Genomic DNA, 12,781 nt, shown 5'->3' with positions numbered 1-12,781 from the left:
TGAAGCGATTCGAGGTTTTCATCCCGAAGTGGTCAAAAGCCGTACTGGAGGTTAACACGAGGATAATTCTGGGTGCGGCTCCCCTAGTTCTCCAACAGCTGCGCGTAGCAGTCGCGCACCCGCAGGTGCCACCAGGCCTCTCGTTCCTGTCCCGGATGCAGCTTGGCCAGCTTGTGCGGCTGCGGCTTCACGCGGCGCACCGGCAGGTACCCGGCGGTAGCCAGCAGCGGCTCGTCGGTCACGTCGTCCGCGAAAAGGGTTCCGGTGGACAGCCCGCAGGCATAGGGAAGCTCGGGCAGGGCGCTGGCCAGCGCGGCGGCCTGAGCCAGGCCCACAGAGGTGTCCAGGGCGCTGGAGACCACGACATCGAGTTCGGCCTGCGCAGCGATGTCGAGCACGGTCTGGATGCCTCCCAGCGGCTGAGCCTTGATGATCATCAGGTCGGCGGCCCCGAGCCGGGAGACTTCCAGCGGATCGGTGTGCTTGCGCACTGCTTCGTCCGCGGCGATCTTCAGGTCGATCCGCGCGGAACGCAGTCGCGCGCGGACCTCGGCCAGTCCGGTGATGCCGGGCACCGGCTGTTCCGCGTATTGCAGATCGAAGTCGCTGAGCCGGGTCAGCGCTGCCACCGCGGTGGGGATGTCCCATCCCATGTTCGCGTCCACGCGCAGCGCGGCCTGCGGGTACAAGCGCCGGGTTTCGGCCACCCGGGCAAGGTCCTCATCTACGCTCTGCCCCTGCTCGGCCACCTTGATCTTGATGGTGTGCGGCGCATCGTAGCGTTCAAGCACGCGGCCGACTTCGCCGACCGGAACGGCCGGGAGCGTGGCATTAACCGGGATGCTGGTGCGCAGCGGCTGCGGGAAGGGCTGGTAGGCGGCTTCGATGGCGGCGGCCAGCCAGCGGGATGCTTCCTGCGGACCGTATTCCAAGAAGGCGGAGAATTCTCCCCAGCCCGCCGGTCCTTCGATCAGCAGCGCTTCGCGCTGGGTCACCCCGCGGAATTTCACCTGCATGGGCAGCTGGACTACGTGGCTGTGGGCGAGGATTTCTTCCAGGGCAGGCAGGGGAAAGTTCATAGTCCCAGCCTAGCCATGGTGGCGATAGTTACATGCCCAAAGCGTGCCTTGAAGCACGTGAGTTATGACAGGCTAGAGATATGAGCCGCCATTCCGCCACCCTGAAGCCACGCCACGTGCAGTGGTGGTCCGGCGGGTTGCTGTTGCTGGCGTTGTTCATTGTCGAGTACGTCTTTTTTGTCCAGATGCGCGCCGGCCAGTGGGCCGACCAGGTGGGCTTCACCGTGTGGTCCCAGTGGTGGCCGTCCACCAATTCGGGCAACCCGGTCCGCCAGTTCCTCGATTTCCTGCCGTTGATCTGCGGAGCCATTGCCACGGTGTTCCTGCTCTACCGCGTCATCCGCGACCGCAGATTCCTGCGGGCGGTGATTGCGGTTGCTGCTGCAGGTGCCGCCATGGCCACCACGCAGATCCTCAAGCACATGATCCTGATCCGCCCAGATTTCAACTTCGGCACCTCGGGAAATTCATTCCCTTCGGGACACACCACGGCCGCCGCCGCGGCGATGGGACTGATGTACCTGGTCTCGCCGCCGACGCTACGGCCTGTGGTTCAGCTGGTCGCGTGGGTTTTCGCCACGGCGGCCGGAGTGGCCACGTTGGTGTGCGGCTGGCACCGTCCCAGCGATATCGCCGCCGGTTTCCTGGTCGCAGCGTTCTGGATGGTCCTTGCCAGCGCGGTGCTGCAGCGCATCCAGCCGTTGAGCGGCGAGGTCAGCAAGACCAGCTGGTCGCGAAGCCTGGGCGTCCTAAGCCTGGTCGTCTGGGTGCTGGTGCTGCTGCTGTCCTATCTGCTCCCCCACCCGCACATCCAGAAGGTCCCGCAGGAGCTGCTGCTGGCCTATGCGGTACTGGGCATCGTGCATGTGGTGGCTGCGTCCCTGATCTCGGGGCTGGCGCTGCGCTCCGTTGTCATCGGCCCGGCCCGCATCTGATCCGCCGCAGTACCGGCTAGCGACCCTGGGCGATCAGGGCGTTCAGCTGGGCGGCGGCCTGTTCGGAACGAGGGATGGTGACCGCGAAGCGGCGTTTGTCCTTCAATTCAACGGCCAGCCCTTCATGGCGGCGCAGCACCACGGCGGATCCGCCGGGGAAGAAGCGCCATCCCCAGCCGCCCCATTCCATGGGCTGGATCTCCTCGGCGAGGACCGATTCCATGTCCTTGACCTCGATGGTGCGCGACGGGAACCCCAGAAGGGCGCTGGACACGCGTAGCCTTCCGCCGGCCACCGTCACGCGGATCCTCGCCAGCCCGAGGACCAGCGGGGTGAGCAGGACGATGAAGGCGATTCCCATGATGAAGCTGACGATGTCTCCACCTTCAGTGGTGCTCATGAAGATCATGAAGATACCCATGCCCGCCATGAAAAGTCCTAGCAGCCACAACCACCGGGGGGCGTTCATTGTCTCGCTGAATTCATCACCTGGTGCGATTTCAGCCGCCGGCGGGGCCTTCACTGTGGCTGCCTGCCGCTTCTCCTGTACCTTAGCCAAGCGGTCACGGCGCTTGTTCTGGCGATTGAGCTGGTACTGCTGGAATACCCCGCAGATCCAAACAGGAACAAGGCTGACCAAGGTCGCTGCGATGCTGGCGAAGATCCAGGGTCCCGCTACGGCTTGGGTCGGATCACCGGCGAACGCCGTAGGCACAGAGCTGGAAACATAGACCCCTGCGGTGGTCCAAGCCATCAGGCTTCCCACAAAAAGAAGCCCGAGCAGCACCAGTGGCTTGCGGGTCAGGTACAACGATGCCCATGCGACCAAGCCTCCGAGGATCGCGAAGGTCATGGAGGCGGTGAAGAACACCGCGCTGTCGGCGAATCCGTCCGGCCGGGCGCTGTCGGACCAGTGGGTCGCTGTGATGCTGGGCAGCGACGTCCCCAGCAGCGTCCGGGTCAGCGCGATCACCGCAATGGGCAGGAAAAGCAGGATGATCAGGGGTGTACGGCTTCTGATCTCAACGCGTTCGCTGGAAATGATCTGCCCCTTTCGGCTTCGGCGCTCCGCCCCGTTCTCGGGCCGGTCGCCGGATAAGTCATCTTCAAGTCTAGGAAATGCGCCTTGACTTGCCAATTAATCCCCCGGGCTGCAGCCGCCCAAAGGGTACGGAAAAGGCCCCGCCACCCGGGAAAACTTCCCGGGTTGCGGGGCCTGATTCCGGCCGTCTACAGGGTAGACAGGGCCTTCTTCGGATCGGTCATCGCATCGGCGACGTAGCGCAGGAATCCTGCAGCGGTGCCGCCATCGCAGACACGGTGGTCGAAGCTCAGGGTCAGTTCGCAGATGGAACGGACCTTGATCTTGCCGTTGACAACCCATGGCTTCTCAACGATCCGGCCCAGGCCGAGGATGGCAGCTTCCGGGTAGTTGATGATCGCCGCGGAGCCGTCCACGTTGAACACCCCGTAGTTGTTGATGGTGAAGGTGCTGCCGGACAGGTCGGAGACCCCGGCCTTGCCTTCGCGGGCCACGCCGGCCAGTCGGGCGAACTCGGCCGACAGCTCGTTGGCGTTCAGCTTGTGGGCGTCGCGCACGTTCGGGACCACCAGACCGCGGTCGGTCTGGGCCGCGAAGCCCAGGTTGACCCCATCGAAGATGGTGTGGCGCAGCGAGCCGTCGTCCTCCACGTCGATGCGGCTGTTCAGCTCAGGGAAGCGCTGCAGGCCGGCCACGGCGAAGCGGGAGATCAGCGCCATGATGCTTGGCGCCTGGCCCTCGGATTCCTTGATCTTTCCGCGCAGCTTCAGCAGCTTGGTGACATCCACGTCCACCCACACTGTCGCTTCCGGGATTTCCCGGCGCGAGGTGCTCATGGCGGCGGCAATGGTCTTGCGCACGCCGGAGAGCACCTGGCTGGAAGCGACCGGCAGGCCGGTGCGCTTGTCTGCGCCTGCGGCAGCGCCCTCGGACGGCTTCTGCGGTGCCGGCGCGGCGGCCGGAGCGGGAGCTGCCGCCGGGGCTGCCGGGACAGCGGCCGCTGCGTCTGGCTGGCCCTGGCTGATCAGCGCCTCCACGTCGGCACGCAGGACCAGGCCCTCGGGGCCGGTGCCGCGCACTGCGTGGATGTCGATGGAGTTTTCGCGGGCCAGCTTGCGCACCAGCGGGTTGATGACGCGCACGGCCTGCGTGGAGGTCTCGCTGGACGCGGCCGCGGTGGTGCTGCCTGCGCGCGGGCGGCGACGGCGGCTGGTGCTCGGCTTGGAGGCGCCGGTGCCGTAGCCGATCAGCACGTTGCCGCTGGCTTCGTCCTCTTCGGCCTCCTCCGGCACCTGGGTTCCGGCCATTTCCTCTTCGCGGTAGGACAGCGCGCCCTCGGCGGCAGGGGCTGCGGCTTCCGGCTCGCCGCCTCCGGTGTTCACGGAGATGAACGGTTCGTCCACCAGCATCATCTGCCCGGCATCGCCGTGCAGGGTCGAGACCACGCCTTCGAACGGGCACGGGATCTCCACCAGCGACTTGGCGGTCTCCACCTCGGCGATGGGCTGGTCGACGATGACCGAGTCGCCCTCGGCGATCATCCAGCGCACCAGTTCAGCCTCGGTCAGGCCTTCGCCCAGATCGGGCAGCAGGAACGTCTTAATGCTCAATTTAGGCCTCCCACTGGAGCTGGTCGACCGTATCAAGGATGCGCTCGACGCTTGGCAGGTTGTACTTTTCCAGCGTTGGCGCCGGGAACGGGATGTCGAAGCCGGTCACGCGCAGCACCGGAGCCGCCAGCGAGTGGAAGCAACGCTCCTGCACGCGGGCAACGATCTCGCTGGCCACGGAGGCGAAGCCTTGGGCTTCGGCCACCACGATGGCGCGGCCGGTCTTGCGCACCGAGGCTGCCACCGATTCGTCGTCGAACGGAACGATGGTGCGGATGTCGATGACTTCCAGGCTGATACCCTCCTCCGCTGCGACCTTGGCGGCCTGCATGCAGGTGGAGACGCTCGGGCCGTAGGTGATCAGCGTGGCATCGGAGCCGGCGCGCGCAATACGCGCCTTGCCCTCGGTTTCCGCGGCCTTGCCGGCCTCGTACTGGGCGGCCAGCTCTTCGAGGTTGACCTGCTCCTTGGACCAGTACAGCTTCTTCGGCTCGAAGAAGACCACCGGGTCCTCGGAGTCGATGGCCTCGCGCAGCATCAGGTAGGCGTCGGCCACGGTTGCCGGGGTGAAGACCTTCAGGCCCGGGGTGTGGGCGTAGTAGGCCTCGGAGGAATCGCAGTGGTGCTCGACGCCGCCCACGCCGCCGGCGTAGGGGATGCGGATGACCATCGGCAGCGGCAGGCGGCCCTGGGTGCGGTTGCGCATCTTGGCCACGTGCGAGGCGATCTGCTCGAAGGCAGGGTACGCGAACGCGTCGAACTGCATCTCGATGACCGGGCGCATGCCGTTCATTGCCATGCCCACGGCCATGCCCACGATGCCGGACTCGGCCAGCGGGGTGTCGAAGCAGCGTTCGTTGCCGAAGCGGGCGGTCAGCCCGTCGGTGATGCGGAAAACGCCGCCAAGCGTTCCCACGTCCTCGCCGAAGATGACCACGGACTGCTCTGCGGTCAGGGCATCGGCCAGCGCCGTGTTCAGCGCCTTGCCGAAGGTGACCGGCTGGTTCTCGGTGGCGGCCTTGGCCGCTGCACGGGCGGTAGCGTCGGAGACGTTCGGGTTCACCCGCGAAGTGGTGGTAGTCATGCTAGGCCTCCTCACGGGCTAGTTCGTCGGCGAGCATTGCCTGCTGCTCGGCCATCTGTGGGGTCTTGGAAGAGTAGACGTGCTCGAACAGCTCGCGCGGATCGGTGTCCGCGTCCTGGTTCATGCCGTCGCGCAGGGTCTTGGCCACTGCCTCGGCCTTCTCGGTGATCTCCGCGGTGGCCTGCTCGGTGAGCAGCCCGGCATCGTCCAGGTAGGACTGGATGCGGATGACCGGATCCTTGGCCTTCCACTCGGCGACCTCGGCGTCCTCGCGGTAGCGCTTGTCGTCGTCCGCGTTGGTGTGGGCCTGCATGCGGTAGGTGTGGGCCTCGACCAGCAGCGGGCCGTTGCCCTCGCGGGCCAGGCGCACGGCGCGGGTCATGACTGCCATCAGCGCCATCAGGTCGTTGCCGTCCACGCGTTCGCCGGCCATGCCGTAGCCCACGGCCTTGTGGGCCAGGGACGGGGCGGCGGACTGCTGGGAGAACGGCACGGAGATCGCGTACTTGTTGTTCTGCACGAAGAAGATCACCGGCAGGTTGAACACCGCGGCGAAGTTCAGCGCTTCGTGGAAGTCGCCTTCACTGGTGGCGCCGTCGCCGCACATGGCGACCACAACGGTGTCCTCCCCGCGCAGCTTGGCCGCGTGGGCGACGCCCACCGCGTGCAGCAGCTGGGTGGTCAGCGGGGTGGCCATCGGCGCGCAGTTGTAGGCCTTCGGATCGTACCCGCAGTGCCATTCGCCGCGGAAGCTGGTCATGACTTCCATCGGGGCGACGCCCTTGGTCAGCACGGCCACGGTGTCGCGGTAGGTCGGGAACAGCCAGTCGCCTTCTTCGAGGCACAGCGCGGCGGCGACCTGGCAGGCTTCCTGGCCGTGGCTCGACGGGTAGACGGCCATGCGGCCCTGGCGCACCAGGGCGGAGTTCTGGTCGTTGACGCGGCGTCCGGTCACCAGGGCGGAGTAGGCCTCCATGAGACGAGCGGGGCTCGGCAACGGGTACTCATGGCCCGGTTCGGTGCCCTGCTTGTCCTGTGGACGGAGGGTTCCATCCGGGTCCAGAAGGTTGATCATGTGCCGTGCTGGCAGCATGTAGTCTTCCGGGGTGATACCGAATTTGTCGCTGACTTCAGTCATGCGACCCGCGTGTGCATCGGTGCTCATGTTCTCCCACCTTTCGTAGTGCTGCGAAGGTCCCCCGTCACGCATACCTGTGACTGGCTTCACCCAAACATCATTTGCAACTAATTATGCGTATCAGTGGCAATCTGTATCCACTCCGGGCGCTAATCATGGAAAGTTGAGCATGGGATGCGTATACTTGTAGACGATTCGTATCAAGAAAATGGGTTTGGCGATGACTCGTCCGACCCGCTCGCAAGGAGTACTAATGACCGCTGACGCGGAACTGAAACTGGATGATGTCGACCGCGCGATCTTGGCCGAACTCACCAGCGACGGCCGGCAGTCGGTCACCACGGTCGCACAGAAGGTCCATGTCTCCCGGGCCCATGCGTACTCGCGAATCGCCAAGCTCCAGGATGCAGGGGTGATCACCCGTTACACGGTGGTCATCGACCCTGTGAAAACCGGCCTGAAAGCCAGTGCCTACGTGACATTGAAGCTGCGCCAGCACTCCTGGCGGGAACTGCGCGACCATCTGGCCTCGATCCCGGAGGTGCACCATATCGGGTTGGTTGGCGGAAACTTCGACGTGATCCTGCTGGTGCGCGCTAAGGACAATCTGGACCTGCGCCGGGTGGTTTTCGAGGAGCTGCAATCGCTGCCCACCGTGCTGGATACCCAGACGCTGCTGATTTTTGAAGACACCGATACCCGTTAAACGGGCAAGCCCGCCCGAAGACAAAACGTCCGCCGGATCAGATCCAGCGGACGTTTTGTCGTTGCTCCGAAAATTCTCGCACGGCAGGCCGCTTCTCATTCAACATCCAAAGTCGCAGCCGTCCCCTGGCCAATACTTGCTATGCCGAACTGGAACAACAGCGTATTGAGGGGCCCAAGACGAGCACCGACCCATGGAAGAACGCAAAGCTGTCGACTGGTCCCCGCACGAGATCGATAGCATCGCTGTGCGGATTCCGTTGACCGGTCATGAAGTCTGTTGTTGTCATGCACAGTACATGCGCGGTCCAGCTGGGAAAACTGTGAAACAGGGTGCTTGGTTCTACGCAAGTTCAACCTGCGCGTCGGCAATTTCGTTGCCGGCTTGGCGGCGTTGGCCTGCAAGAAAAAACTTTACGGACGGCAGCCTCGGCGGCCCAGCCTGAAAGTCTATTGATGCACCAAGCGCCCGCCAGAATCAATCTGGCGGGCGCTTGGCTTCAAGTACTTACTTCTTGCCAGTGAACACCGGCGGGCGCTTCTCCTGGAAGGACTTGAAGCCCTCCGCGTAGTCCACGGTGTCGCACAGTGCCGCCTGCGCGCGGTTCTCGGTGCGCATGGAGTTCCACAGGCCCACACGCTGGTCGCGGATTTCCGCCACCAGCTGCTTGGACGCGACGAACGCCTGGGTAGCGCCCTGGGCGACCTTGGCGATGATCTCCTCGCCGCGCTCGGCGAGTTCCTCGGCCGGGAAGGCGCGGGAGAACAGGCCCGAACGCACGGCTTCGGCACCGGAAATCAGCTCTGCGGTGTAGATCATGTCAAGAGTGCGGTGGGCACCCAGGCGCTCGGTGAACAGCCAGTGTCCCCCGGAGTCCAGGGTCGCGCCCAGGTTGGCGAACGGCGAACCGATCTTCGCGTTTTCCGCCACGTACACCACGTCGGTGGCGACTGCCAGGCCAAGTCCAACACCCAGGCAGGCACCCTGCACCAGGGCGAAGGTCGGAGCCGGGAAGCTGGACATCTTCTCCAGCAGCGGCTGCACCTTGCCTTCGAGGTAGCCGATGACGTCGTCATCTGCCGGGTTGACCCCGGAGATGTCGCGTCCTGCGCAGAAGCCGCGGCCTTCGCCGGTCAGCACCAGGGCGCGGACTTCTCCGGTTTCCACGGCCGCCGCGGCCTTGTCATAGGCCTCGGACAATTCGGCAAGTGCCGCCTCGTCCAGTGAGTTCATCTTCTTCGGCGCATTCAGCACCACGCGGGCGATGGAGTCGGCAATCGTCAGTTCGATCATGAAGTCATCCCGTTTCTAGGCGTCAAAGTCGACGCTAAGCTTTTCGGTGGTCGGGTGCGACTGGCACGTCAGCACGTAGCCGGCCTCGACCTCGTCAGGCTCCAGCGCGTAGTTCTCCGCCATGGTGACGGTGCCGCTGGTGACCTTGGCGCGGCAGGTGCCGCACACGCCGCCGGCGCAGGCGAACGGAACGTCCGGGCGGACGCGCAGCGCCGCGTTCAGCACGGTCTCGTTGGCGCGTACCGGCGACTTGACCTCGCCCTGCAGGCCGTCGAGGGTGAAGCTGATCTCGTAGCTGTCCTCGTCTTCTTCGACGTTGACCGGGCGGCCGATATGGCCCTGGGGCTTGGTCGGCTCGCCGGTGGAGAACAGCTCGAAGCGGACCTTCTCGGCCGGGATCTCCATGCCGGTCAGCTGGTCGCGGACCAGCTGCACCAGCTCGAACGGTCCGCACAGGAACCATTCGTCGACGCTCGGCGCCTGAACCACGGTCTCAAGCAGCGTGGACAGCTTGTCCGCGTCGATGCGCCCGGAGAGCAGCGGGGAGATGCGCTGTTCGCGGCTGAGCACGTGGTGCAGGGCCAGTCGGGACGGGTAGCGGTCCTTCAGGTCCGCCAACTCCTCCAGGAACATCACGTCCATGGCTGCCTTGTTCGCGTAGATCAGGTCGAAGCGGGTGTTCTCGTTCGCGGCCAGGATGGTGCGGGCGATGGCGAGCACCGGGGTGATGCCCGAGCCTGCGGCCACCGCGACGAAGCGGTCCTGGTCAGCGGTGTCGATCTTGGACGGATCATTGATCTCGGTCAGGCGGTGTTTGGAGATGAACGCGCCGGCAGGGCTCATCACGTCCATCTGGTCGCCTGCGGCCAGGTTTTCGTTGGCCCAGGTGGAGAACAAGCCGCCCAGGTCGCGCTTGATGGCGACCTTGATCTCGCTGCCAGTGGGCTCGGCGCAGATCGAGTAGGAACGGCGCAGCTCGTGCAGCTCGCCTTCCGCGTTCGGGATCTCCTTGCGCAGCGCCACGTACTGGCCCGCCACGTAGTCGTATTCCTCGCTCAGTTCCTCGGGAATCGCGAAGGTGACCTCGATGGAGTCCTTGGTCAGGCGGCGGACGTTGGAGACGGTCAGCCGGTGGAAGGAGGCACGGCGACGAGTTGGTGTGGTTTGGTCGGTCATGAGAGCACCTTGAAGTAGTCGAAGGGTTCCAGGCAGTCTTTGCAGGTGTAGAGCGCCTTGCAGGAAGTTGAGCCGAAGCGCGCCAGCTCGCGGGTGTTCAGCGAATGGCAGCGCGGGCACTTGACGCTCATGCCGAGCGTCACGCGTCCGGCATGGCCCCGCCCGGTGGGCGGGGCGATGCCGTAGGCTTCCAGCTTGGCCTTGCCGCTCTCGGTCATCCAGTCGGTCGACCAGGCGGGGGTGAGCACCAAACGGATGTCGACCTGTTCATGGCCTGCCTCCTGGAAGACCCTGTGCAGGTCCTCGGTGATGACGTCCATGGCCGGGCAGCCCGAATAGGTCGGGGTGATGACCACGTGGACCGCGCCGTCCTCGTCCTGCTGGACTTCACGCAGGATGCCGAGGTCGGCGATGGTCAGCACGGGAATCTCCGGATCCGTGACCTTCGAGGCGATGGCGAACAGATCTTCGGTGTTGGCGATCAGGTTGCTCAAGACTGCTCCCCCTTAGCGGGCGAAAGGGTTGGTGTGGTGGCTACCAGCTTGCACCGGGGTGCTTGCGGGCAAGGACTTGCATTTCAGCCAGGATGAATCCGAGGTGCTCGGAGTGCTCTCCGCCGCGGCCGTTGGCCATGGCCTGGCCAGTCTTCGGGATTTCCAGGCCGGAATCTGCCAGGACGGCGTTGATTTCCTTGTCCCAGGCTTCGCGCAGCGAGGACGGAAGCACTGCAATGCCGTCCAGCTTGCGGTGCAGCTCCAGGTCCTGGAACATCTCGTCGACGTATGGCCAGAGGATTTCCAGCGCGTGGCGCATCTTGGCAGCCGATTCCTCGGTGCCAAGGCCCAGGCGGATGGTCCACTGGATGGCGTGGTCGCGGTGGTAGTCGACTTCCTTGACTGCCTTGGCGCAGATCGCGGCCAGGGTCTCGTCGGCGGATTCGGTCAGCTTGGAGTACAGCAGGTGCTGGAAAACCGAGACGATCAGCTGGCGGATGATGGTCACGCCGAAGTGGCCGTTGGGCTGCTCGACGATCCACAGCGAGGTGAAGTCGTCTTCTTCGCGCCAGTAGGCCAGGTCGTCTTCGGTCTTGTCCCAGGCCAGGCCGGCGTAGGTCAGGAACGAACGGGCGTGTCCGAGCACGTCAAGGGCGATGTTGCCCAGGGCGATGTCCTCTTCCAGCTCAGGTGCGCGGGAGATCCAGTGCGACAGGCGCTGGGCCAGGATCAGTGCGTCGTCGCCCAGGGTCAGTGCGTAGCGTGCAACGTCTTCGCTCGGCTTGGCACCGCCCACGGCGATGTCTTCCGGACGCAGCGCGTTGCCCGGGGTGACGCGGGTGGCCGAGGCCAGCGCGTCGCCGAAGCTGTCGAGCTCGGCATCGAGTTCGTCGTGGTTCACAGGTGCTTCACTCCCTCGCTGGCCTTGTAATAGGTCGCGTGGCGGTAGTCCTTGCCCTGCGGGGATTCGAAGAAAGCGTCCTTCTCATCCGGATCGGAGCTGATGATGTCCTCGGACTTCACAACCCACAGGGACACGCCTTCATTGCGGCGGGTGTACAGGTCGCGGGCGTTGCGCACTGCCATCTGGGCATCCGGAGCGTGCAGCGAACCTGCGTGGACGTGCGAGAGTCCACGGGAGGAACGAACGAATACTTCCCACAGGGGCCAATTGTTCTGTTGGCTCATGTTAGGCAACCTCACTTTGTACTTGCTTGGCGGCGTATGCTGCGGCGGCTTCGCGAACCCAGGCACCCTCGCGGTGGGCTTCGCGGCGGCGCTCCATGCGCTGCGCGTTGACTGGGCCGTTGCCCTTGATTACTGCCATGAACTCATCCCAGTTCAGATCCTTGTGGATCCACTGCTTGGTCTCTTCGTCGTACCGCAGTTCGGGATCCGGCAGGGTCAGTCCGAGGACCTTGACCTGCTCGGCGATCATGCCGACGAAACGCTGGCGCAGTTCGTCATTGGAGAAACGCTTGATGTTCCAGGCCATGGACTGCTTGGAGTTCGGGGACTGCTCGTCCGGTGGGCCGAACATCATCAGCGCAGGCTCGTAGAAGCGGTTGACGGCATCCTGGGCCATCTTCTTCTGAGCTTCGCTGCCGCGGGACAGCGAGAGCAGGATCTCGAAGCCCTGGCGCTGGTGGAAGGACTCTTCCTTGCAGACGCGGACCATGGCGCGGCCGTACGGGCCATAGGATGCGCGGCACAGCGGCACCTGGTTGGCGATGGCCGCACCGTCCACGAGCCAGCCGATGGCGCCCATGTCGGCCCAGGAACGTGCCGGGTAGTTGAAGATCGAGGAGTACTTGGCGCGTCCGGTCAGCAGCTGGTCGTTCAGCTCGTCGCGGTCGGTGCCGAGGGTTTCGGCGGCGGAGTACAGGTACAGTCCGTGCCCTGCCTCGTCCTGGACCTTGGCCATGAGGATCGACTTGCGCTTCAGCGACGGCGCGCGGGTGATCCAGTTGGCCTCAGGCTGCATGCCGATGATCTCGGAGTGCGCGTGCTGGGAAACCTGGCGAGTCAAGGTCTTGCGGTAGGCATCCGGCATCCAGTCGCGTGGCTCAATACGCGAATCCTTGCCGATCAGGGCGTCAAAACGCGCCTGCGACTGCTCTTCTTCGTAGCTTGGGACGGCACTCAGTCCCGGCTCCTGCGGTGTGGTCGGGGCCATGGGTTCACCTCACTGAAAACTATTTACATACTGACCGTTCGTTCAGTA

The 12,781-nt window shown here is 64.7% G+C and carries 13 protein-coding genes; 2 read left to right on the top strand and 11 right to left on the bottom strand.

The genetic code is table 11. The features are described from left to right. Window positions 1-83: 83 nt before the first annotated feature. The gene (locus tag ATC04_RS05505; RefSeq protein ID WP_047119779.1) at window positions 84-1,079 is read right to left on the bottom strand and encodes an o-succinylbenzoate synthase; all 996 of its coding nucleotides are present in this window, start codon (window positions 1,077-1,079) and stop codon (window positions 84-86) included. Between the two features lie 80 nt (window positions 1,080-1,159). Here ATC04_RS05505 and ATC04_RS05500 point away from each other — a divergent pair, with 80 nt between their 5' ends. Beyond that, complete coding sequence (locus ATC04_RS05500; protein WP_052772450.1) at window positions 1,160-2,014, top strand: phosphatase PAP2 family protein; 855 nt, start codon at window positions 1,160-1,162, stop codon at window positions 2,012-2,014. Between the two features lie 16 nt (window positions 2,015-2,030). Here ATC04_RS05500 and ATC04_RS05495 read toward each other — a convergent pair whose 3' ends face one another. The 4 genes from ATC04_RS05495 to pdhA form a co-directional block, all read right to left on the bottom strand. Continuing rightward, window positions 2,031-2,987 carry a DUF3093 family protein gene (locus tag ATC04_RS05495; protein ID WP_047119780.1) on the bottom strand — a complete coding sequence of 319 codons (957 nt, stop codon included), beginning with the start codon at window positions 2,985-2,987 and terminating at the stop codon, window positions 2,031-2,033. Between the two features lie 257 nt (window positions 2,988-3,244). Next, window positions 3,245-4,666, bottom strand: coding sequence for a dihydrolipoamide acetyltransferase family protein (locus ATC04_RS05490; RefSeq protein WP_047119781.1), 1,422 nt, complete (start codon window positions 4,664-4,666; stop codon window positions 3,245-3,247). Window position 4,667: 1 nt separating this feature from the next. Then, window positions 4,668-5,750, bottom strand: coding sequence for an alpha-ketoacid dehydrogenase subunit beta (locus ATC04_RS05485; RefSeq protein WP_047119782.1), 1,083 nt, complete (start codon window positions 5,748-5,750; stop codon window positions 4,668-4,670). 1 nt (window position 5,751) lies between these two features. Further along, window positions 5,752-6,915 carry a pyruvate dehydrogenase (acetyl-transferring) E1 component subunit alpha gene (gene pdhA / locus ATC04_RS05480; protein WP_047119783.1) on the bottom strand — a complete coding sequence of 388 codons (1,164 nt, stop codon included), beginning with the start codon at window positions 6,913-6,915 and terminating at the stop codon, window positions 5,752-5,754. Between the two features lie 226 nt (window positions 6,916-7,141). On the opposite strand from pdhA, the gene ATC04_RS05475 reads away from it, so the two are divergent. Then, window positions 7,142-7,594, top strand: a complete 453-nt coding sequence (locus tag ATC04_RS05475) for an Lrp/AsnC family transcriptional regulator (RefSeq protein WP_047119784.1) — start codon at window positions 7,142-7,144, stop codon at window positions 7,592-7,594. Between the two features lie 507 nt (window positions 7,595-8,101). Here the strand turns inward: ATC04_RS05475 and ATC04_RS05470 are convergent. The 6 genes from ATC04_RS05470 to paaA are packed head-to-tail and all read right to left on the bottom strand — an operon-like array spanning window position 8,102 to window position 12,733. Further along, complete coding sequence (locus ATC04_RS05470) at window positions 8,102-8,887, bottom strand: enoyl-CoA hydratase/isomerase family protein (protein ID WP_047119785.1); 786 nt, start codon at window positions 8,885-8,887, stop codon at window positions 8,102-8,104. Between the two features lie 15 nt (window positions 8,888-8,902). Further along, entirely contained in the window at window positions 8,903-10,063 is a 1,161-nt protein-coding gene (gene paaE / locus ATC04_RS05465; protein WP_047119786.1) for a 1,2-phenylacetyl-CoA epoxidase subunit PaaE, read from the bottom strand. After that, a complete protein-coding gene (gene paaD, locus ATC04_RS05460) occupies window positions 10,060-10,557 on the bottom strand; it encodes a 1,2-phenylacetyl-CoA epoxidase subunit PaaD (protein ID WP_047119787.1) in 498 nt (165 codons plus the stop codon). Before paaD ends, paaE begins: the two co-directional genes overlap by 4 nt. A 40-nt stretch (window positions 10,558-10,597) precedes the next feature. Further along, window positions 10,598-11,458 (bottom strand): 1,2-phenylacetyl-CoA epoxidase subunit PaaC, encoded by an 861-nt coding sequence (paaC, locus tag ATC04_RS05455; protein ID WP_047119788.1) that lies wholly within the window; start codon window positions 11,456-11,458, stop codon window positions 10,598-10,600. Further along, window positions 11,455-11,745, bottom strand: a complete 291-nt coding sequence (paaB, locus tag ATC04_RS05450) for a 1,2-phenylacetyl-CoA epoxidase subunit PaaB (protein ID WP_047119789.1) — start codon at window positions 11,743-11,745, stop codon at window positions 11,455-11,457. The genes paaC and paaB overlap by 4 nt, the downstream gene beginning before the upstream one ends. Window position 11,746: 1 nt before the next feature. Beyond that, window positions 11,747-12,733 (bottom strand): 1,2-phenylacetyl-CoA epoxidase subunit PaaA, encoded by a 987-nt coding sequence (paaA, locus tag ATC04_RS05445; protein WP_047119790.1) that lies wholly within the window; start codon window positions 12,731-12,733, stop codon window positions 11,747-11,749. Window positions 12,734-12,781: the final 48 nt, after the last annotated feature.

This window comes from Arthrobacter sp. YC-RL1, from assembly GCF_001454985.1.
In the GTDB taxonomy this organism is placed as follows: Bacteria; Actinomycetota; Actinomycetes; order Actinomycetales; family Micrococcaceae; genus Glutamicibacter; species Glutamicibacter soli.
The sequence above is the reverse complement of the archived record's forward strand: the minus strand, read 5'-3'. Positions and strand labels throughout refer to the sequence as shown.